Annotated in this window: 21 protein-coding genes; all 21 read right to left on the bottom strand. The window is 52.4% G+C overall.

Annotated features, from left to right (window positions below; genetic code table 11):
• Positions 1-227: 227 nt before the first annotated feature.
• The gene (locus ACTOY7_RS04410; protein ID WP_285823916.1) at positions 228-1,139 is read right to left on the bottom strand and encodes a S8 family peptidase; all 912 of its coding nucleotides are present in this window, start codon (positions 1,137-1,139) and stop codon (positions 228-230) included.
• Positions 1,140-1,277: 138 nt separating this feature from the next.
• A complete protein-coding gene (locus ACTOY7_RS04405; protein ID WP_160280376.1) occupies positions 1,278-2,816 on the bottom strand; it encodes an AMP-binding protein in 1,539 nt (512 codons plus the stop codon).
• A 40-nt stretch (positions 2,817-2,856) separates the two neighbouring features.
• On the bottom strand, positions 2,857-3,081 hold the full coding sequence (locus ACTOY7_RS04400) for an acyl carrier protein (protein ID WP_004080672.1): 225 nt from the start codon (positions 3,079-3,081) through the stop codon (positions 2,857-2,859).
• Positions 3,082-3,132: 51 nt separating this feature from the next.
• The gene (locus tag ACTOY7_RS04395; protein WP_160280377.1) at positions 3,133-4,536 is read right to left on the bottom strand and encodes a condensation domain-containing protein; all 1,404 of its coding nucleotides are present in this window, start codon (positions 4,534-4,536) and stop codon (positions 3,133-3,135) included.
• Between the two features lie 111 nt (positions 4,537-4,647).
• The gene (locus ACTOY7_RS04390; RefSeq protein WP_482670275.1) at positions 4,648-5,607 is read right to left on the bottom strand and encodes an alpha/beta hydrolase; all 960 of its coding nucleotides are present in this window, start codon (positions 5,605-5,607) and stop codon (positions 4,648-4,650) included.
• A gap of 41 nt (positions 5,608-5,648) precedes the next feature.
• A complete protein-coding gene (locus ACTOY7_RS04385; RefSeq protein ID WP_004080676.1) occupies positions 5,649-6,092 on the bottom strand; it encodes an SCP2 sterol-binding domain-containing protein in 444 nt (147 codons plus the stop codon).
• A gap of 193 nt (positions 6,093-6,285) precedes the next feature.
• Positions 6,286-6,426 (bottom strand): hypothetical protein, encoded by a 141-nt coding sequence (locus tag ACTOY7_RS04380; RefSeq protein ID WP_207636270.1) that lies wholly within the window; start codon positions 6,424-6,426, stop codon positions 6,286-6,288.
• 28 nt (positions 6,427-6,454) lie between these two features.
• The gene (locus ACTOY7_RS04375; RefSeq protein ID WP_004080677.1) at positions 6,455-6,769 is read right to left on the bottom strand and encodes a hypothetical protein; all 315 of its coding nucleotides are present in this window, start codon (positions 6,767-6,769) and stop codon (positions 6,455-6,457) included.
• 250 nt (positions 6,770-7,019) lie between these two features.
• Complete coding sequence (hisIE, locus tag ACTOY7_RS04370; RefSeq protein ID WP_125127487.1) at positions 7,020-8,303, bottom strand: bifunctional phosphoribosyl-AMP cyclohydrolase/phosphoribosyl-ATP diphosphatase HisIE; 1,284 nt, start codon at positions 8,301-8,303, stop codon at positions 7,020-7,022.
• Positions 8,304-8,329: 26 nt separating this feature from the next.
• Complete coding sequence (gene hisB / locus ACTOY7_RS04365; RefSeq protein ID WP_482670274.1) at positions 8,330-8,920, bottom strand: imidazoleglycerol-phosphate dehydratase HisB; 591 nt, start codon at positions 8,918-8,920, stop codon at positions 8,330-8,332.
• A gap of 126 nt (positions 8,921-9,046) precedes the next feature.
• Positions 9,047-10,339, bottom strand: a complete 1,293-nt coding sequence (hisD, locus tag ACTOY7_RS04360; RefSeq protein WP_482670273.1) for a histidinol dehydrogenase — start codon at positions 10,337-10,339, stop codon at positions 9,047-9,049.
• Positions 10,329-10,985, bottom strand: coding sequence for an ATP phosphoribosyltransferase (gene hisG, locus ACTOY7_RS04355; RefSeq protein ID WP_300884347.1), 657 nt, complete (start codon positions 10,983-10,985; stop codon positions 10,329-10,331). The genes hisD and hisG overlap by 11 nt, the downstream gene beginning before the upstream one ends.
• Positions 10,982-12,241, bottom strand: coding sequence for an ATP phosphoribosyltransferase regulatory subunit (gene hisZ, locus ACTOY7_RS04350; RefSeq protein ID WP_482670272.1), 1,260 nt, complete (start codon positions 12,239-12,241; stop codon positions 10,982-10,984). The genes hisG and hisZ overlap by 4 nt, the downstream gene beginning before the upstream one ends.
• Positions 12,242-12,315: 74 nt before the next feature.
• Positions 12,316-12,849, bottom strand: coding sequence for a Holliday junction resolvase RecU (locus ACTOY7_RS04345; RefSeq protein WP_160280384.1), 534 nt, complete (start codon positions 12,847-12,849; stop codon positions 12,316-12,318).
• 161 nt (positions 12,850-13,010) lie between these two features.
• Entirely contained in the window at positions 13,011-14,009 is a 999-nt protein-coding gene (locus ACTOY7_RS04340; RefSeq protein ID WP_482670281.1) for an RluA family pseudouridine synthase, read from the bottom strand.
• 102 nt (positions 14,010-14,111) lie between these two features.
• A complete protein-coding gene (locus tag ACTOY7_RS04335) occupies positions 14,112-14,690 on the bottom strand; it encodes a hypothetical protein (protein WP_160280385.1) in 579 nt (192 codons plus the stop codon).
• Positions 14,687-15,451 (bottom strand): SDR family NAD(P)-dependent oxidoreductase, encoded by a 765-nt coding sequence (locus ACTOY7_RS04330; RefSeq protein ID WP_160280386.1) that lies wholly within the window; start codon positions 15,449-15,451, stop codon positions 14,687-14,689. Before ACTOY7_RS04330 ends, ACTOY7_RS04335 begins: the two co-directional genes overlap by 4 nt.
• Before the next feature lie 34 nt (positions 15,452-15,485).
• Complete coding sequence (locus tag ACTOY7_RS04325; protein WP_160280387.1) at positions 15,486-17,438, bottom strand: YgiQ family radical SAM protein; 1,953 nt, start codon at positions 17,436-17,438, stop codon at positions 15,486-15,488.
• A gap of 84 nt (positions 17,439-17,522) precedes the next feature.
• Positions 17,523-18,209: an HAD family hydrolase gene (locus ACTOY7_RS04320; RefSeq protein WP_160280388.1), complete on the bottom strand. Its 687-nt coding sequence runs from the start codon at positions 18,207-18,209 to the stop codon at positions 17,523-17,525.
• Positions 18,203-18,910, bottom strand: coding sequence for a pseudouridine synthase (locus ACTOY7_RS04315; protein WP_160280477.1), 708 nt, complete (start codon positions 18,908-18,910; stop codon positions 18,203-18,205). Before ACTOY7_RS04315 ends, ACTOY7_RS04320 begins: the two co-directional genes overlap by 7 nt.
• Before the next feature lie 83 nt (positions 18,911-18,993).
• Positions 18,994-20,385, bottom strand: coding sequence for an RsmF rRNA methyltransferase first C-terminal domain-containing protein (locus ACTOY7_RS04310; protein ID WP_482670271.1), 1,392 nt, complete (start codon positions 20,383-20,385; stop codon positions 18,994-18,996).
• Positions 20,386-20,435: the final 50 nt, after the last annotated feature.

Raw genomic sequence — 20,435 nt, 5'->3', positions numbered from 1 at the left:
CATATTTTCTCAGGATCCGGTGCAAAACAGCGGGGCAAACCAGATACAACGCTGATCCTGCAGCAGTTCCTTAATCGGTGTTCGAAAACTTTCTGGCAATACTAACCTCACATATTTTACCATGAATCGGCTCAGAATGCTACCCGATAATTTCCATTCAGTGCAGAACTTTTATTGTTATTGTGAGTACCGCAGACGCAAACAATCACCATAAAAGAAGGCGGGCGTCAACAGCCCGCCGAAAGCAGCCTCCCCACATGCAGCATCCCCCACCCCTGCGTATGTTCCGAGGGGACGCAGCTCTCCCGCAGCTTTAATTTTACTTCCACGTTGGTCATATCCGGATATTTTGACAGCAGGCAGGCAATGGCTCCGGATACCACAGGGGTGGCCATGGAGGTACCGCTCTTCACCGTATAAGGTTTCCGAAACCGGTGTCTGTAATCCACGCTGCAGCTTGTAATATAGGTTCCGGGCGCCACCAAATCCGGCTTTATGACGCAGTCCTCGGTGGGGCCCCTGCCGGAATAATCCCACTTTGCCCTGCTCTTCCCTCCCTGCCTGCCCGCAATATCCACCGCCCCCACCGTGATCACCTTCCGGCTGCTCCCGGGTACTGCCACGGTTCCCGGATCAGGCCCGTAGTTTCCCGCCGATACCACCACGACCAGCCCTGCGTCCCACAGCTCCTCCACCCCTCTCAAAAGCCGCTCTTCCTCCGCCTTGTCAAGCCCCGGCTGGGTTCCCACGGAAATATTGACGATCCGGATATTGTATTTCTTCCGCTCTGCCAGCACCCAGCGGATTCCCTCCATCACGTACTCCACCATTCCGTTTCCCGAATCGTCCAATACTTTTACCGGCAGTATGGACGCCTCCGGCGCAATCCCGGCATAAACACCGTTTGACAGCTTTCCGTTCCCGGCCAGTATCCCCGCCACATGTGTCCCGTGCCCGCTGTCGTCATAGATCTGCTTCCGCCTGTTTACAAAATCTCCGAATCCTATGATACGCCCCGCAAGATCCGGATGCACAGTCAAACCGGTATCGAGAACGGCAGCCCCGATCTTCCGGCCAAGGTATTTTCTGTCCAGAATATCTTCACACCAATATCCAACGGCATTTTTTACCCACTTCATAAAAAAGACCTTTTTAACAGAATATTCACCTCTTCAGTCTTTTGTGATTCCTGCGCAATACAGAAAAACTACCACCGGCAGCTTTTCTGCATACAATGATATGAAAAGGGAGCCGGCCGCGGCTCCCTGTAAGTCACTCTAAAATCTCTTAATCTTCTTCGTGGTGTTCTTTTCAAACTCCACGTCACGCACTTTCAGCTTAAATACCCGCTTATAGAGCGGAGCCGTCTTATTATACTCATCAATGATCTTCTGAAGCTCTCCCTCCAGATCCTTGATCCGCTTCTTCGACGCATATTCCAGATCCGGGAAGATCTCCGCCTCGATCAGTCCTTCGCAGTCCCGCACGAGAACCTCCTGCACCAGGCGGTTTGCGCCTAACTTGTTCTCGATCTCCTCGGGGGATACGTTCTCCCCGTTCCGCGTAATGATCAGGTTCTTCTTGCGTCCGGTCAGGAACAGGAAACCATCCTCATCGATGTAACCCAGGTCTCCTGTTTTCAGCCATCCGTCCTCCAAGGTCTCGGCCGTCTCCTCTGGCATCTTATAGTACCCCTGCATCACGCTGGTACCTTTTACCCAGATCTCCTCGTCTACGATCTTCGCCTCACAGTTTGGCATGCATTTTCCGATGGAGCCGTCTTTTTTCTCACTGTTGCTGTTGGTGCTGATCACCGGCGCGCACTCCGTCATGCCGTAGCCCTGCAGGATAGTAATGCCGTACTTCTTGAACAGGGCGATATAGTCTGGATTTAAGTAGGCGCCGCCGCTGCACACGGTATGAAACTGCTTCCCGAATACCTTCGCCTTCACAAGCGGGGCCGGAATAAAGGACGCTTCTTCCAGTTTTTTTGCAAGGGTTTCCACCATCAAGGGCACCATTAGAATCATGTTCGGTTCAAAGAGCTTGATATTTTTGGCTACTCTTAAAAGCGAATCGTTGATACAGATGATCGCGCCGATGGACGTCCCTTTGAGAATGTCCATACTCAGGCAGTAGGCGTGGTGGATGGGCAGCACGGTCATGATGACCATTCCCGGTTCATATCCCATATCCTGGGCGGTCGCGTTTTCCGCCAGATTCCGGTGGGTCAGCATCACGCCCTTGCTCTTTCCGGTGGTTCCGGAGGTAAACATGATGGTCGCCAGATCCTCCGGCTTCGGCTCAAAATCTGTCCTCTCCGGCGCCTTTGCGGCCAGCTCCCACAGATGGAGGGCATTGGGAACGGAAGTCTCCCCTTCCATGGCGATGAGATGCGTAAGCCCGGGGCACTTCTCCGCCGCCATCCGGGCAACATTTGCCTTGGTCTCGTCATACACCAGCGTCGTCACATCCGCCCGGTCAATCAATTCGCAGAGGTCTTCCGCCGGAAGGTTTGCGTCCAGCGGAACCGCCACGCTGCCGCTGTTCACGATGCCGTAGTAGGAGGTGATCCATGAATAGGAGGTTGCCCCTATGAGCGCGATATGCTTTCCCTGCTCCCCCAGTTCGGTGAGGGCTGCCGAAATCTGTTCACTGTCCCGGCGAAGCTGTGTATAGGTCTTCGCCTCCACCTTTGTCTTCTTTTTTCCTCCCTGGTCAGCGTCCTTTACTTTATATCTGACGGCATCCTGGGTGCCGTATGCTTCCTCTGCCTTCACCAGCAGATCATAGAGTGTGCTGCGCAATTCGTTCATATGTCTTTCTCCTTTTCAAATAAGGAAATCCCGCAGGTTCCTACGCCAGTTTTGAAAGATAATCCACTGCTTCTTGGACGGTACGGATATTGACCACTTCCTCCTGGTCGATCTCAACATCCATCTCATCTTCGATCTCACCGAGCATGCTCATAAAGTCGAAAGACGTAAAGCCAAGGTCTTCGATAAAGCGTGACTCCGGCTTGATATCTTCCTTCTGAACCTCCACATAGTTTACGATGATCTCTGTCAACTGATCAAACATTTTTCCCCACCCTTTCTTTTTTGTATTGAATTTTCTTATGCTGCAGAACAACTACACCAATTTGATGATATCGCCGATCTTCATGTTCGGTGTCTCGATTCCCTTGAACATGATCTTGCAGAAATAATAGTAAAAATATTCCAACTGCTCCCTGGTATATGCTTTCGTCTGATGCTCAAAGCTGAAATCCAGTCCGTTGTCATCCGGCCTGTGCATCACTGTAAGATACAGCCCGTCCGCATAATAACCGTTGCAGTATCTCTTCGTCTTATACTTGATGCCGCCTAAGTCGGTCAGCCCCTTTTCCCTCAGCGTAGCCGGCTGATAGGTAAGCGACATGCTCTCATATCCCATGCCCAGCGGCGTTTTGTATAATTCTTTTCTATATCCAAGATACTCTGTAGGATTGAAATTCACATAGCGGAACACTTCATTCTGTCTGTCCCGGATCTCATGGATTCCCTCCAAAAATGTCTGATCCTCCGAAATCACGGTTCGGAACGGGAAGCTGTGGATACGCGTACCGCCTGACTTTTTCTCCTGGAGCGTCGCTCTGCGGGCATAGGCAACCTGCAGGGACACGTCGTCATTCTGGTTGATCTTCTGCAGGTAGGTACGGATTCCCATCACAAGCAGGCACTGCAGAGAAATGTGTTCCTGCTCGCAGAAAGACATCAGCCTTGCAGTCGGCTCCTCCTCCAGATGGAAGATGTCGATTGCCGCCGCGAAGCTGTCCGATCCGGTAGGCGCTGCCCGAAGATTTGGATTCCCGGTTGCCGCCCTGGCGTCCTCGAGCCTCTGCGGACCGGTGATTCCGTTGTAAATCGGTTCCGATGCTTCGATGAGCCTGCGGAAATATTCCCTGTCCCTGGCCTGCGCCTTGCTGCCGGCCTCATATGCCATATCCTTCTCAATCTGCGCAGTATAGGAACGCATATCCGCCGGATACGGAATCCCTTCAAAATTCGCGTTGCAGTACAGCTCGATCACGTCTTTCATAAACCCGATCAGCGACTGGGCGTCAAGAAATCTGTGATCCCCCACCAGATACATCCCTTCATATCCGTCCGGAGTCTTGATGATGGTGACCTTATTCATCGGCTCGTCTTCCTTGTCAAAGGGAACCCGCGTCCACGCCGTCATCTCAGCCTCCGCCTCTTCCATGGTCTTTCCGGTGAAATCCACGAACTCGATCTCCCGGTCTTCCTTGTCGGCAATGTACTGATACCATTCCTTCTCTTTCTTGTCAAAGGCAAGCCGCGCACGCATAGACTCACACCGCTCGTATGCCTTATAGATGGCTTTTCTCAGCTCGTCTATATTCAGTTCGAACTCAATGGTCAGGCTCGTGCCTACATTCAGGATCTCTTTTCCCGGGCAGTACTCGGAATAATAGTTGTGGAATTTCTGTGCTACCGTCAGTGGATACGTCTTATAACCTTTTCTTGTTTTCATTCTGTTTATTAATCCTTTCACGTTCAAAAACGTCCGTTCATTGGCTTCAAATACCGCTGCAATCTATATCCGCATCGTCTCTTTATACAAATGCAGGTATGTCTCAGGTTATTACTGCATAATCTCTTCCGTAAATTCGGTCAGCGCCTTTTCATAAGTCTCCATGTCTTTATAATAGCTCTCTGCATGGGCCGCCCCTTCAATGATCACCTTACGCTTCGGAGATCTGCAGTGGTCATAGATCTCATGGCACATATTGCACGGTACGAAGGTATCCGCCGAACCATGGATAAAGAGGATCGGTACCTTTGCCTTTTCGACCTCATATTTGGCGTTGCACTCGTCCATGCCGTAGCCCGCCAGTTTTTTGTTCAGCAGGTCGGCTCCCTGGATTGCCGGAAATGCCGGTAAATGGTACATGTGGTTCAGCACATAAGTAAACACCTCCTTGGGGGAAGTAAACCCGCAGTCAGATACAATCCCCTTCACATTGGCCGGCAGTTCCAGGCCGCTGGTCATCAGCACCGTAGCGCCGCCCATGGAGGTGCCGTGAAGCATGATCTTCACATCCTCACCCAGTTCCTGTATCATCCAGTTGATCCAGCCCAGGGCATCCTGCCGGTCCAGACATCCGAAGCCGATGTATTCCCCTTCGCTCTCACCGTGGGCCCTTGCGTCCGGCATCAGCATGGCATAGCCGCGTTTCAGGAAATAATCCGCGATGGCTACGTGATTGCTGAGTCCTTCCCCGGTATAGCCGTGAAAACAGATTACAGCTTTCTTTACATCGGAAGTATTCCCGTCTTCCACCGCCGGAAAGTATGTAGCGTGGAGCTTCAGCCCGTCAAAAGAGGTGATGGATACATCCCTGTGGGTCTGCGCCAGTACATATTCCTTTCTCTTTTCCATAAGCGGATAATATTTTGCCCAATCTGTACCCGACATCTTGATGGTCCTGTCGGTCTTCGCGTTTCCGCGCTTCATGGTCCTATTATAAAAATATGCGGTTTCCCCGATTCCTGCCGCAGCCAGGATTCCCGCCGCAGCTACAATATTTTTCAATGCTCCCAATGATTTCACCATCCTTTTTTTGCTGTTCCCATGTGTCTGTCTTATTTATTTTTCTTCGCTTCCTTCGCCGCTGCCTTCTTGACCGCCGTCTTTACTACGGTATTCACAACCTTGTCGGCCGCTTTTTTTGCGATGCTCTTTTCCTGCGCCGCGCCTTTCTTCAGCTCTATGATCTCCTTTAACCGCAGCGCCTTCTCAATATTGCCCTCCACCCGCAGCTTCTGGTCCGTAAATGCCGCGATGGGGTCCATCTCTCCGTCTGCGATCTTGAGAAGCACCTCAGACGAACAGATAAACATGGCGTCTCTGTCATAATATTCATAAGGCTCTACATGGAGCACGCCGTCCTTTACCTCCACATAGAAAGCGCCGCCGGCTTCCTCGTCCTCAATGTTAAACTGAAACGCAAGATGCTCGTGTATGTCACTCACATCCGCCCCCATAAATTTCCCCTTGATCTCATAAAATAAATCTGCGTAAGTCATCCTTTTCCTCCTTGATTTCCCACTGTTGCTGCCAGATGGCTGTTCCTATATCCCAGCCGTCTGCTTAAAATGCAATCGACCAACGGTCGAATTGATTTAAGTAAACATTACCACATTCTTCGACCATTGGTCAACTATATTTTTATCCAATTTAAGGGGAATTTTTCCATGTTTTTTGTGGAATAATTTTCTTTTACCCGATCAGAATCCTCTTCCCTTCAAATGCAAAGCCGTAGCAGCGGATTCGTTCTCCTGAGATCCCTTTTGCAGTCAGCACCGCAGCATATTGCTTTTCTTTGATCTGCGCCAGGGCGCTCTGAACCGTTTCCTCCAATGTAGTCTCTATACTCCCGCCTAAAATACTACAGGTTATTCCAAACCTCCCGTATATCCTCCATTTCCACCTGCTTCTCAATCTGGTTCACGATCTGATCGCTGCTGACGCTGGCGATCTCGGCCTGGCTGGAATCCATCCAGACATAGCAGATAAAGCACAAGATCCCAAGCGTCAGCCGGAAGAGGAATGTGTCTCTGGGATATGCGGATTCCTGGTCGTCATACAATTCATGATAAATACTTCCGTATCTGGGATGGACCGCGGGAATAAAATGGTTGTCGTCGTACCGCTTTCTTGTCTGGCGCAGAAGCTCTCTGCGGCGTGCCTCGGGATCGTTCATAGCAGGCTTCCTTTCGTTTTTCGATCTTTGTATCCCGGGGGCTTGAGTCCGCCGGATACTTGTATCGAATATATATGTACAATCCCCGATATTTAGAACTTTTCCCCTCTGGAATCCTGCATGAAGTGACACCGTCAAAACAGGATCAAACCCCCCAGCTTCTGTCTGCATTTTTTGTCCGCGCATATTTCCGGATGTATACATTTCCCACAGTTTCCGCCCCTGAAGCGGCAGAAACTGCCAGCCCGTCTTACCGGTCTGACAGTTCCTTTGTAATATCCTCCCATGTGATCCCCCGTTCCACCATCAGCACCATCAGATGGTACATAAAATCCGAGACCTCATACTTGATCTCTTCCGGATTGGGGTTTTTGGAGGCAATGATGATCTCCGTGGCTTCCTCTCCCACTTTTTTCAGTATCTTATCAATTCCCTTTTCAAACAGATAATTGGTGTAGGACCCTTCCTTTGGATTCTGCTTGCGGTCCACAATAGTCTTATACACGGACTCGAATACCTGTAAGGGGTTCTTGGCGTCAAAATCATTTCCTGCAATGGACTGGAAAAAGCAGGTCCGGTTCCCGGTGTGGCAGGCCGCGCCGATCTGCTCCACCTTCGCCAGCAACGTATCCTTGTCGCAGTCCACGGTCAGCATCTTCACATACTGGAAATGCCCGGAGGTTTCCCCCTTGATCCACCGTTCCTGCCGGCTCCGGCTGTAGTAGGTCATCTTGCCGGTTTTGATGGTATGCTCAAATGCGTCTTCATTCATATATGCCATCATCAGCACTTCATTGGTCTTATAGTCCTGGACGATCACCGGGATCAGGCCGTCGGAATTTAGTTTAAACTCCGCAAAATCCATAATGCTTTCAAAGGAAGTCATCCGGATGCCTTCCTCCAGGCAGACATTTTTAAACGCGTCAAAGTCCATGTCCTTCTGACTGATAAAGAGGCCGGAAACCCCCTTGACCCCGTCGGATTTCAGGATCTTGAGAATCTCGTTCTGCTCCATCGTATCTGTCACCACCACGCAGGGAATCTCCGTAATGTTTACAACGGAATTGAGGTCCAGCCTGTGCATGAATATCATTTCCGTACAATATTTCTCAATCTGGTGCTGGTGCTTGAACAGCGCGTCGAAATCATTCAGCGACACGGCGATCCGTTCCTTTCCGTACCGCAGGGCAGCCTCCTCTAAAAGCTTCAAGGTTCCGGGCTTGGACAGGTTCAAAAGGGCCCGCTTCGCGCCGGCGTACAGAATCTTTTTTACATCCTCCTGACGGCGGATATTTCCGCCTGCCACCATGGGGATGCTGATGACCCGGTTGATCTTTTTCATCAGGTCAATGGCTTCTTCATGGTTCTCATCCGAATTGGACAGATCAAACACAATCAGCTCGTCTGCCCCCCGTTCTCCATAATGCTTTGCAAGGGAAACCACGTCATCCGATATCACGGTTTTATCGTCAAACCAGCGAACGGCCTTGGCGCCGTCGATCAGGATACATGGGGTTAACCTTTTATAACTCATAGTATGTTCTCCTTCTATATTTTTTCCTACAGGCTTCCTTTCGTAGACCAGACGACCTGCATCCGCGGCTCCTCCATGACTGCCCCGTCCAGCGCCTTTCCAAACGCCTTGAACAGCGCCTCCGCCATATGATGGTTATTGCCGGCATCCAATATCTTCAGATGCAGGTTCATAGCCGCGCTGTAAGAAACGGCGTAAAAAAATTCCCGGACCATTTCCGTGTCCAGCGTACCCAGACGTTCCGCCGTAAATTCCGCATCCATCTTAAAATACGGCCGGCCGGACAGATCCACGGCGCAGAGGGCAAGGACCTCATCCATCGGCAGGATAAAGCTTCCATAGCGCCGGATTCCCGCCTTATCTCCCAGCGCGCCGGCAATGGCCTGGCCCAGGACGATCCCGGTATCCTCCACCGTATGGTGGCAGTCCACCTCCAGATCCCCCTTCACCTGCACCTCCAGGTCAAACAGCCCGTGCCGCGCAAATCCGTCCAGCATATGGTCAAAAAACGGGATTCCGGTATCGATCCGGTTCTTCCCCTGCCCGTCCAGATTGATGGACAAGGTGATCTCTGTTTCCTTTGTTTTTCTCGTACAGCTTCCCATCCGTTCTTTCATACGCAAATCCTCCTTCTTTCGGCCGCTTTCATACCGCCCTGTACAGAAAGTCGGCCGTCTGCAGGCTTTCTGTATGCGGCAATTCCCATTCTCTCTCATCCGCCCCTTAAAAACAGCGGCACAGCCCTATTCTTCGAACCGCACCCTGACGGAATTTGCATGGGCCGTCAGCTGTTCCGCTTCCGCAAACTGCTCAATATCCTCGCACACTTGTTCCAGCGCTTCTCTGGAATAGGCAATGATACTGGATTTTTTCAGAAAATCATCCACCGACAGGGGCGAGAAAAACTTGGCCGTCCCGTTGGTGGGCAGGATATGGTTTGGTCCCGCGAAATAATCTCCCAGAGGTTCGCTGCTGTACTCCCCAATAAAAATGGCTCCCGCATTGCGGATCTTGGTCATGACCTGATAGGGTTCCGCCGTCATGATCTCCAGATGCTCCGACGCGATCTCGTTGGCCGCGCCGATGGCGTCCTCCATCGTATCCGCCACCAGGATATGCCCGTAATTGTCCAGTGACTTCTGGATGATCTCCCCCCTGGAAAGCTCCTGGATGAACCGGTCTGTTTCCCGGGATACCTGCTCTGCTAACTCCCTGCTGGTGGTCACCAGGATTGCCGACGCCAGCTCATCGTGCTCCGCCTGGGACAACAGGTCTGCCGCCACATACCGGGGATTGGCCGTCTCATCTGCCAGGACAAGGATCTCGCTCGGCCCTGCGATGGAGTCAATGCTGACATGTCCGTAAACCGCCTTTTTCGCCAGCGCCACATAGATATTGCCGGGTCCCACGATCTTATCCACCTTTGGGATGCTCTCTGTCCCGTAGGCCAGCGCCGCGACTGCCTGCGCTCCGCCCACCTTGTAGACCGCCGTCACCCCTGCCTCTTTTGCGGCAACCAAAGTGGTGGGATTCACCTTTCCGTCTTTTCCCGGAGGCGTCACCATGATGATCTCTTCCACCCCGGCCACCTTTGCGGGCATCACGTTCATCAGCACGGAGGAGGGATACACGGCCTTTCCGCCGGGTACGTAGACGCCCACCCGCCTTAACGCCGTGACTTTCTGCCCCAGCATAGTGCCGTCCGGCTTACTGTCAAACCAACTGTACTGCATCTGCTTCTGATGGTAGGCTTCAATATTGGCCAGCGCCCTGCGGACGATCCGCAGCAGGTTTTCATCCATCTGCGCGTAAGCCTCCCGCACCTCTTCCTCTGTCACCAGGATATTCCCCGGGTTGATATCCGCCCCGTCAAATTTTTTGGTATAATCAAATACAGCCTCATCCTGTTTCTCCCGAACCGTTTCCAGAATCTCCTGGACACAGGCCTCATACTCTCCATAGCTATTGGGACTGCGTTTGAGCAGATCCTCTAACAGGTTTTTCTTGGTGTTCTCATCCAAACTCTCAATCCGCATGTTTTTCCTCCTGTAAAAGCGTTCTTAAACTGGTGATCAACTCCCGCACCCGCTCATTTTCCATCCGCATGCTCACCGGGTTGACGATCATCCGCGCGGACAGCGGGCAGACCTCCTCCAGCACGACCAGCCCGTTTTCCTTCAATGTAGATCCCGTCTCCACAATATCCACGATCACTTCCGACAGCCCCACGATGGGCGCCAGCTCGATAGATCCGTTCATCTTAATGATCTCCACGGTCTGATGCTTTTTATTGTAAAAATAATCCTTTGCAATGTTGGGATACTTGGTTGCCACACGGATCAGCTCCCGGTGCTTTAGAAGCTCCGCCGTCTCCTGATATCCGCAGACACACATCCGGCATGCCCCGAAGCCCAGATCCAGCACCTCATGGACCTTTCTGCCTTCCTCTACGATGGTGTCCTTTCCCACCACGCCGATATCCGCCGCTCCGTACTCCACATACGTCGGAACATCCGGTCCCTTGGCCAGAAAAAATTTCAGCTTCCGCTCTTCATTTACAAAAATCAGCTTTCTGGAACTCTTATCCTTCATCTCCTCGCAGGTGATCCCCAGCTTCTCCAGCATTTCCAGAGTCTTTTTCGCAAGCCTCCCTTTCGTCAGCGCAAATGTCAGATACTTCATTCCGTGACCCTCTCTTTTCCATAGTCAACCGTCTTTTCCTTTCCGGTCCTGAAATTCACCAGCTCCACCGTGCCGTCCTCCTGCAGATACAGCATGCTCACCGCCTGGGTGCGCGTTCCATATTCCCGGAACTTCTCCTTATTCTCCGACGCCCCCCGCTTGAGCATCTCAATGCAGCGGCCCTTTTCCCGGAACTCACGCGCAAAGGACAGCGCCCATTTCAGCGTCTTCTCCGTATAGACGATCAGATTGTTGTGCTTGGTTTCTATGGTAATCTTCTGGCGGCTCAGCGCGCTGGTCAGTTCATCCACGATCATGGCAAATCCGATAGAAGGCGTCCGCCTGCCGAACTTCTCCAGCAGGTGGTCGTATCTTCCGCCCCGCACTACCGCATCTCCGGTCCCATACGTATAGGCCCGGAAAATGATGCCTGTATAGTACATGTAGCTCCCGCTCATGCTCAGATCAAAGGAAATGTGCTTCTCCACGCCGTAATGGATCAATACCTGGTAAATCTTTAAAAGCCGCGCAATGGCAGCCTTCGCTTCCGGAGTCGGCGCAAGCCTCGCGGCCTCTGAGAGCACCTCCACTCCGCCCATCAGCTCCGGGAGCGCAGAAAATGCCTCTTTGATCTCCTCCGATACGTCTTCCTGGTCCAGGATCTCTTCCACTCCGAAATAATTGCGGTTGTTGATCAGAGTAAAGATCTCCTCCGTAAGCTCTTCCGTAAGCCCTGCCACTGTCATCAGCCCCCGGATAAAATTCACATGTCCGATGTTCACTTGAAATTCTGTCAGCCCGGCTCTTTTCAGTCCGTCCACCACCATGGCCAGCATCTCCGCGTCCGCCTCAATGGAATCCTCGCCGATCAGCTCCGCCCCAAGCTGGGTGTTTTCCTTGAGCCTTCCCTGATAGCTGGAATGGTTGATAAACGTATTGCCCACATAGCACAGCCGCAGCGGACAGTCCTCCTCCTCAAACAACGTAGCCGCAGCCCGGGCGATGGACGGTGTGATATCCGGACGCAAGGCAAGCGTATTGCCCTCCCGGTCAAAAAACTTATATAATTCCCTGGAGGAGATGGTCCCGATCTCCTTCCGGAACACGTCAAAATATTCAAACGTCGGGGTCTGGATGTCCTGATAGCCGTACAGGTGGAGCAGTTCATGAAGCTTTTCCTGAACCGCCAGTTTTTTCCTGCATTCCGTACTGTAAATGTCCCGGACTCCCTCCGGTGTATGTAATTTCTGTTCCATAATTATAGAACCCTTTCTTTACTTCGCTACAGTGCTAAAATCTTCTGTCATTATACGAAGTTTCGATTCGAATGTCAATCCCTGCTGTCCAAATCCTTCTGAATATAGTCCAGGTAGGGGACAAAGCAGTTATTTTTCAGTGACATAAAATATTCCTCATTCAGTTCGTCAAACCGGATACTTTTGCGCCCTCCCTCCTGAGCGCGGTCCCAGAACCTTCGGATTTCCGCATATTTCATATAATACAGCCTGTTTTTTCCGCTGTAGTAGATCAATAAAAAAGAAATCCCGCCCTGGCGTTCAAACTTTTCCATAAAACGGATCTGGTGCTCATGCACATTCTGCAGAGGGAAGGTATCCACTGAGCATTCCTTGGCATCAAAGCAGACTGGAATCCCCTGAACCGCCCCGATATAATCCACTGTACTGATCTTGTCAAAATATGCCAGCGTGATATGCCGGTGCTCCTTGTCGATCTGTACCGGAGTAATGGGGGTGGGAATCTTCTGGATCAGCGCCAGATTCCATTCCTCATACCGTTCATTTGTCCGGTTGATCAGATCCTCCAGGGTAGATCCCCTGAGGCCGCGCGAGTTCCATGTTGCCATATTGTCCTGCTCCTTTATCCTTCTGAATAATTTCCATCTGTACGGTTGGATGCTCTTTGAGCATCCAACCCATTTCATTCATTCGTAAAATCCGTGCTTCGCACTTTTGCGCCTGCTGCCCAGTGACAGCGGCCGACATATCTTCGTCCTCTGCCGTTTCCTCAAAAAATCTCCGAATATCCCGTCTTTTCCCGGCAGATGCGCTGAAACAAGTCCGGCGGAGGCGCCTGAAACTCTCTGCCCGACAGATATCCCAGCGCGCCTCCCGTATCCGGCATTCGAAGCCTCCACGCATGAAGAAGCTGAGATTTCAGGCCATACTGCTTTTGATAAATGTCGTTGATCCTGCGGATCCCATACTTATAATCCCCCAGGATCGGATGCCCCTTTGACGCGAGATGGGCGCGGATCTGGTGGGGCTTTCCGGTCACCAAATGGACTTCCAGAAGCGTACATTCCCCGCCTGACGCAAGGGGGCGGTATTCGGTCTCAATCCGGACACCTCCCGGCATCTCATGCTCCGCTATCCGGACATAATTTGTCTTTTCCTCCTTCACCAGATATCCTTTGACGGCTTCCGGCTGTTTTACTTTTCCATAAACCAGGCAGAGGTAATATTTTCCAATAGAACGCTCCTTAAAAAAGCGGCTCAGCTCCTGCAGGCCTGCCAAGCTCTTTCCGGCAGCGAGGATCCCGCTGGTGTTCCGGTCCAGCCGGTTGCAGACCGAGGGCCGGAAAGTCTTTAATTCTTCTTTTGTCAACGCGCCTGTGTCCAGCAGATACCGGGTCAGATGCTCCACAGCGGATACGTCCTCCTCCCGGGCCTTCTGGGACAGCATCCCCGCCGGCTTGTTCAGCAGAAGCACATGGGTGTCCTCGTAGAGGATATCCAAAGCTTTTGCCCTGCCTGCATATACGTCCTGAGCGCAGTCCGACGCATTCCCCGAAAATTTTTCTATGGTTTCTTCCGAAAGGAACAGCTTTACTGCATCTCCCTGAGAAAGTTTTTCGGAGCCGGACGCCTTTTTCCCGTTTAATGTGATATTCTTTTTCCGAAGCATTTTATACAGGAAGCTTTTGGGCGCCTCCTTCAAAAATTTTGCCAGCAGTTTGTCCAGCCGCTGGCCCGCCTCATTTTCCGTGATGCGAATTTCCCGCACGTCTCTCCTCCGTTCCTGAAAACGATTCTTTCCTGCAAGGTTCTGTCCGAAAAACCGGTTTCTGGTTTTTACACCCATGCAGCAAAGGTCCCATCTGCATTTCTACAGAGAAAGATTCATGATCACATGCGCAATCTGCCCTTCCTCTTCTTTCGTATCTGCCTTTTCTACGGCCGCGATATTCTCCAGCCCTTCCACGATGGAGAGGAATTGCTTATACTGGTCGTACATCTTAACAGAAACCTCGGGAAAATCGTTCTGGCGCAGCATCTTCCGCAGATAAGCCGCTGTCTCCTGCAGGTCCGCTTTTTTTCCGGTGGTATATCCGTAGACCTTTTGATGGGAGATCACCATGCAGTCGATGGGCATGATCTTCTCCGTGCTTGTCACCACCAGGTCATAGATCACCGTCAAATGCGGCGCTTTTGTCCCGATCTCGTCAGGCAGAGCCGGATCCACCGTCTTATAAGGGATCCGCGTGATGACCCCCACCAACGCCTTGCAGGCGGGAAGGCATCCCACCACGGCGACCACCGTCAGCAGGTTCTTTTTGGAATGGGTCTGGCTGTAGCCCAGCAGAAATACGGCGATTACGATGGCAAAATATACCACTGTACGCAGGATCTCAATCTTTAGTTTTTCGCGCAGATAACCCGGCGTTCCTTTTTCATATTTTATCATGGTTTCCCTCCCATAAAAGCTAATATCAGACGATGAGGCAGCAGCTTGGACGCCGCGTGGGCGCACTTCATGGGCAGCCCGTATACGGAAATATCCTTTCCTGCCCGGCTGTCCAGCAGAGCCTTCCTCACCACACCCTGGGGCCGGACCTTCACCAGCTTTTTCAGCGGATTGTCCAGTTCCCCAGAAACCCGGAAAAATTCCGTATCCACCGGCCCCGGGCAGACTGCGGTGACATAGATCCCCCGTCTTTTCAGCTCCGCCCTCAGGCTTCTGGAAAAGCTCAGCACGTACGCTTTGGTCGCCGCATAGACCGCAAAAGAAGGCTGGGGAGAAAAGGCAGCGGCGCTTGCCATCTGGATGATCCTGCTGCCTCTGGAAAGACAGGGCAGGCAGCAAAATGTGATCCTGGAAAGCGCGGTGCAGTTCAGCTCGATCATTTCCGCCTGCGCAGTCTTATCTTCCTCCAGAATGTCTTCCACCGTCCCGCTTTTCCCGAAGCCGGCGCCGTTCACCAGCATCCGAATATCCGGAGCTTCCTCCCGAAGTAGCTTTTCCAGCTTCTCATACACCTCTTCCCGGAGCAGATCCCCCTCCAGAATCCGGATCGGGACCCTGGAAAGCTGGTTCAGCTCCTGGAGTCTGTGCCCTCTGCGGGCGATCACCCAGATCTCATCCAGATTCCGATAAAAATGTCCCATCTGCTTTACAAATTCTCTCCCGATGCCGGAAGATGCCCCTGTCACTACCGCAATTTTCATAACCTGACTGCCTCCTTGCACAATTGCTCCCCCTTCATCTTTTTCCGCTTCTCTTAAGTTCTCTCCTGCCTTCCTGATGTTCTCTTTTGATTTCCGGATTCCTTCTTTTGATCTCCTGATCTTTTCTTCCCGAACGCTTCCCTTTCCTTCTCGCTTCCGGCTCTTTCTTTTGAGCCTTCTCCCCGGACAGCTTCTTCGGCCGAATCAGACATTTTTGATCAAATCCGATCAGGTCCGTGCGTCCGGCCTTGATGAGCGCTTCCTTCACCAGGTCATAATTGGCCGGATTCCGGTATTGGATCAACGCTCTCTGCATGGCCTTCTCATGAGGATTCTTCGGTACATAGACCGGCTTCATCGTCCGGGGATCCAATCCCGTATAATACATGCAGGTGGATATGGTGGACGGCGTGGGATAAAAATCCTGCACCTGCTCCGGCATATACCCCATGTCCCTGCAGAATTCCGCAAGCTCCACGGCCTCCTTCCAGGAAGAGCCCGGATGGGAGGACATCAGATAGGGAACCAGATACTGCTCCTTCTGAAGCCTCCGGTTCATCTTCACAAACCGATCCACAAATTGCTGATATACCTGATTCTTCGGTTTTCCCATCAATTCCAGCACCCCGTCCGACACATGCTCGGGAGCCACCTTTAGCTGCCCGCTCACATGATGGCTGCAAAGCTCCCGCAAAAAAGCCGGATCCGAATCCGCAAGCAGATAATCGAACCGGATCCCGGACCGGATAAAGACCTTTTTCACTCCCGGAAGCTCTCTCAATGCACGGAGGATGTCCACGTATTCCCTGTGGTCCGCCTGCAGATTTTTACAGGGCTTCGGGAACAGACACTGTTTCTTCGGGCAGACGCCAAGCTCCCATTGCTTTTCGCAGGACGGATGACGGAAGTTCGCCGTGGGGCCTCCCACATCATGGATATATCCCTTAAAATCCGTTTCCTTTGTCATCTGTCTGGCTTCCTCCAGCAGGGATTCCCGGCTCCTGCTCTGTACGATCCTTCCCTGATGGAAGGTCAGGGCACAGAAGCTGCAGCCGCCGAAGCATCCCCGGCTGCCGGTCAGGCTGAACCGGACCTCTTCAATAGCCGGTACGCCGCCCAGTGCCTGATAGGACGGATGAAAGGTTCGCATATAAGGCAGTCCGTAGATATCATCCATTTCCATCTGCGTCAGGGGCTTTGCCGGAGGATTCTGTACCACATAGACATTTCCCGGGTAAGATTCCGCAAGCCGCCTTCCGGAAAACGGATCCGTATTGCAGTACTGGATATAGAAGCTTTTGGCATATTCCCGCTTATCCCGCCGCATTTCCTCAAAGGACGGCAAAAGCAGTGCGTCGTATACCGAATCCAGACTCCGTGTCCTGACTACCGTTCCTTCGATATAAGTCAGATCCCTGACAGAAATGCCCGCCTCCAGAGCTTCCGCGATCTCCACGATGGAACGCTCCCCCATGCCGTAAGAGATCATGTCTGCTCCGGAATCCAGAAGGATGGAATGCTTCAGCCTGTCCGACCAGTAATCATAGTGCGCAAGCCGCCGAAGACTGGCCTCGATCCCGCCCAGGATCACGGGCGTATGCTTGTAGGTCCTGCGGATCAGATTGCCGTAGACCACTGCCGCGTAGTCCGGCCGCTTTCCCATGACACCGCCCGGGGTATAGGCATCCGCTGCCCGCCGTTTTCTGGAAACCGCATAATGGTTGACCATGGAATCCATATTTCCCGCAGACACGAGAAACGCAAGCCTTGGCTCCCCGTATACTGTGATACTTCTGTCATCCTTCCAGTCCGGCTGGGACAGGATGGCCACCCGGTAGCCGCGGCTTTCCAGGAGCCGGCTGATGATGGCATGTCCAAAGGAGGGATGATCCACATAGGCATCCCCGATTACATAGACAAAATCCACCTGGTCCCATCCGCGCGCCTCCATATCCTCCCGGCAAAGCGGTAAAAATTTCTGTTCCATCTTTTTACTCCATACAATCCTTCACCATGCAAAAGCGGCAAGCCAGCCCTTGCATTGGTTTTGCAAGTGAAACGCTTTGTTCCGTCAGACTCTTTCTGCTCTCCTGCAGATTTCATAGGTTCCGTCCCAGATTTCTCTGTAATCCCGGATATAATAATCCGACAGCTTTCGTTTCTCGGCTTCACAGGGGGCGGAAAACAGATCATCGACTGCGCACACACTCATGCCCGCGCGCTTTCCGGCCCGGATCCCGTTCGGAATATCCTCAAATACCAGACATTCCCGCGGCAGAACCTCCATCTCCATGGCTGCTTTTAAGTAGACATCCGGGGCAGGCTTTCCGTTTTGTACTTCATCGGATGTAATGACTGCAGAAAAATAATCCCGGATATGCAGGGCGTCCAGAGCCGTAAATGCCAGCTCCCGGGAATTGCTGGTGGCGATCCCCATGAGGATTCCCCGCCGCTTCATCCGCTCCAAAAATTCCCCCGCCCCCGGCTTTAACGGCACACGGGTCCGGTACAGCTCCCGGGTCATCTCGGTCCATTCCCTGCAGATATCCTCCACGGCACAGTCCAAAACCGGAAACTGATCCAGAAAATACTGCGCCGTCTGCACATAGCTCATTCCCTCGATATCTTTATGAAAGGTTTCCGGCGGGGTGATCTTATGCTTCTTCATATATTCCCGGTCCACCTCCGGCCACATCCACATCGAATCCACCAGAGATCCGTCCATATCAAATATAACTGCCTTTTTTTCTTTTAACATAGTATATCCATCTCCTGCGTATTTAATGTCCGGTATTCTCCCGGTTTCAGCGATTCGTCCAGCACAAGCGGCCCCATCCGCAGGCGTTTCAGATACAGCACTTCCTTGCCGGCTGCCTGAAACATCCGCTTGACCTGATGGAATTTTCCCTCCCGGATGGTCAGCTCAATCTCTGAGATCTCTCCGGCTTCCAGAATACGAAGTTCGGAAGGAAGGGTCCGTTTTTTTTCTCCGATATCAACGCCCTGGCGGAAGCATTCCACATCCTCCTCTGTGACTCTGCCCCGGATCCTTGCAAAATAAACCTTGTCCACATGCTTCTTCGGAGACAGCAGCCGATGGGCCAGATCCCCGTCATTGGTTATGAGCAGAAGCCCTTCCGTATCCTTATCCAGACGCCCTACCGGAAACAGGTCTTTGCGCATCCGGCTTTCGATCAGATCCACGACGCAGCGTTCTTTTGTGTCCTCAGTCGCGGAGATCACGCCTGCGGGCTTGTTCAGCATATAGTATTCAAACTCCCGGTAAGCCGCCGGCTGTCCGCCAAACAGCACCTGATCCGCTTCCGTATCCACCTTATATTCCGGCTCCCGTATGGTCTGTGCATTGACCTGCGCCAGCCCTTTGCGGATTGCTTTCTTCACTTCACTCCGGGTCCCCAGCCCCATGTCTGCCAGAAATTTATCCAGACGCAGCTTCATACTTGTCCCCCTTCCACGCAAAAAACCTGCCGCCGACAGCTTTTCCGCATACGATGGCATCCAAAATCCCCGCCGCAAAATATCTATGACATCCACCGCCACCCCGGCAGGTATTTATTTTTCAGAACCTGGGAGGCCAGCTTTCCGAAGCCCAGCGGATATCCGTCCACACAGACCAGATACCAGCCTTTTTCACTGGGCGAAACCAGATCCTCCACATCCAGAGTCTCCCCCTTCAGGTAACGGATCACACGCTCATCCTCCACGGAAAAATCCAGAATGTTTCCGTAATCTTCCTTTTTCAGATACATGGCAAGTGCCTGTCCCGGTTCAAAACGGTTCTTCTTCAATTCCCCCAGCAGCAGCCCGGAGCGTAAGAAACGGATGCCCCGCAGCTCCGGCATTCCTTCCGGCATATAATAGACCCGTTCCTCCCGGATCTCCAGCCGTCTCCGGTCCAGCTCCAGACGCAGGCTCCCCAGAAATTCTTCCAGTTCCTCCGGCAGCTTCCGTTTTCCCGCCGTCCCGCTTCTTCCTGGGGCTCCGGCATGATCATCCCAAGACTCTTTTTTTCTCAATAATGCGATAAAATGCCCTTCCCCCTGCATCTTATGGGGAAAGATCCGGACTGTCTTCTCAAATTCCGGACGTTTGCTTTCCGTAAATTCCGGACGCCCGGGGCAGAAGCCCTCATACCCTTCCATTTCACAGATCTCAAGCTCCGGGCATTGGCGCGTCAGATATTCTATGATCCGTTCATTTTCCTGCGGATCAAAGGTACAGGTGGAATAGAGAAGCATCCCTCCGGGCCGGAGCATGGCCGCGGCCTGAACCACGATACTGCGCTGAAGCCTGGAAAAAAATTCCGGCCCATGCTCCTCCCAGGCTTTGATCATCTTCTTTTCCTTCCGGAACATTCCTTCCCCGGAGCAGGGAGCGTCGATCAGGATCTTGTCAAAAAATTCCGTGAAATGAGACACCAGCTTTCCCGGCTCCTCGCTGGTCACCAGCACATTTCCGATTCCCAGCAGTTCCAGATTTTTCAATAATCCCCTGGCCCTGGAATTGCTGATATCGTTGGCCACCAGCATCCCGGTCCCATTGAGCTTTGCCCCCAGCTCCGTCGCCTTTCCGCCGGGCGCCGCACAGACATCCAGCACATAGTCTCCCGGCTCCACGGGAAGCCTGCTGGCAGGGGTCATGGCGCTGGGCTCCTGAAGGTAATACAGTCCCGCAAAATAATACGGGTGCTTTGCCGGCTGCACCCGGTCCCCGTCATAGTAAAACCCGTTCGGTATCCAGGGCACCGGAGTCAGCGGCCAGGGAGCGATCTTTAGAAACTCTTCCGCGGATATCTTTCTTGTATTCACTCGAAGCCCGTAATGGCGCGGTTCCTCAAAGCACTGCAGGTATGTTTCATATTCCTCCTGCAGCAAAAGACGCATCTTTTCTTCAAATGCTTCTGGTAATTTCATGGTTATTCCTCTCTGGATGCGGGCAATTCCCGTAATTCCCGTATTATTTC

The organism is Schaedlerella sp. (genome assembly GCF_056796775.1).
The sequence above is the reverse complement of the archived record's forward strand: the minus strand, read 5'-3'. Positions and strand labels throughout refer to the sequence as shown.

Coding starts and splice junctions, on each gene's coding strand:
- ACTOY7_RS04410 (WP_285823916.1), bottom strand. CDS start 1,139: ATGAAGTGGGTAAAAAATGCCGTTGGATATTGGTGTGAAGATATTCTG.
- ACTOY7_RS04405 (WP_160280376.1), bottom strand. CDS start 2,816: ATGAACGAATTGCGCAGCACACTCTATGATCTGCTGGTGAAGGCAGAG.
- ACTOY7_RS04400 (WP_004080672.1), bottom strand. CDS start 3,081: ATGTTTGATCAGTTGACAGAGATCATCGTAAACTATGTGGAGGTTCAG.
- ACTOY7_RS04395 (WP_160280377.1), bottom strand. CDS start 4,536: ATGAAAACAAGAAAAGGTTATAAGACGTATCCACTGACGGTAGCACAG.
- ACTOY7_RS04385 (WP_004080676.1), bottom strand. CDS start 6,092: ATGACTTACGCAGATTTATTTTATGAGATCAAGGGGAAATTTATGGGG.
- ACTOY7_RS04375 (WP_004080677.1), bottom strand. CDS start 6,769: ATGAACGATCCCGAGGCACGCCGCAGAGAGCTTCTGCGCCAGACAAGA.
- hisIE (WP_125127487.1), bottom strand. CDS start 8,303: ATGAGTTATAAAAGGTTAACCCCATGTATCCTGATCGACGGCGCCAAG.
- hisB (WP_482670274.1), bottom strand. CDS start 8,920: ATGAAAGAACGGATGGGAAGCTGTACGAGAAAAACAAAGGAAACAGAG.
- hisD (WP_482670273.1), bottom strand. CDS start 10,339: ATGCGGATTGAGAGTTTGGATGAGAACACCAAGAAAAACCTGTTAGAG.
- hisG (WP_300884347.1), bottom strand. CDS start 10,985: ATGAAGTATCTGACATTTGCGCTGACGAAAGGGAGGCTTGCGAAAAAG.
- hisZ (WP_482670272.1), bottom strand. CDS start 12,241: ATGGAACAGAAATTACATACACCGGAGGGAGTCCGGGACATTTACAGT.
- ACTOY7_RS04345 (WP_160280384.1), bottom strand. CDS start 12,849: ATGGCAACATGGAACTCGCGCGGCCTCAGGGGATCTACCCTGGAGGAT.
- ACTOY7_RS04335 (WP_160280385.1), bottom strand. CDS start 14,690: ATGATAAAATATGAAAAAGGAACGCCGGGTTATCTGCGCGAAAAACTA.
- ACTOY7_RS04330 (WP_160280386.1), bottom strand. CDS start 15,451: ATGAAAATTGCGGTAGTGACAGGGGCATCTTCCGGCATCGGGAGAGAA.
- ACTOY7_RS04325 (WP_160280387.1), bottom strand. CDS start 17,438: ATGGAACAGAAATTTTTACCGCTTTGCCGGGAGGATATGGAGGCGCGC.
- ACTOY7_RS04320 (WP_160280388.1), bottom strand. CDS start 18,209: ATGTTAAAAGAAAAAAAGGCAGTTATATTTGATATGGACGGATCTCTG.
- ACTOY7_RS04315 (WP_160280477.1), bottom strand. CDS start 18,910: ATGAAGCTGCGTCTGGATAAATTTCTGGCAGACATGGGGCTGGGGACC.
- ACTOY7_RS04310 (WP_482670271.1), bottom strand. CDS start 20,385: ATGAAATTACCAGAAGCATTTGAAGAAAAGATGCGTCTTTTGCTGCAG.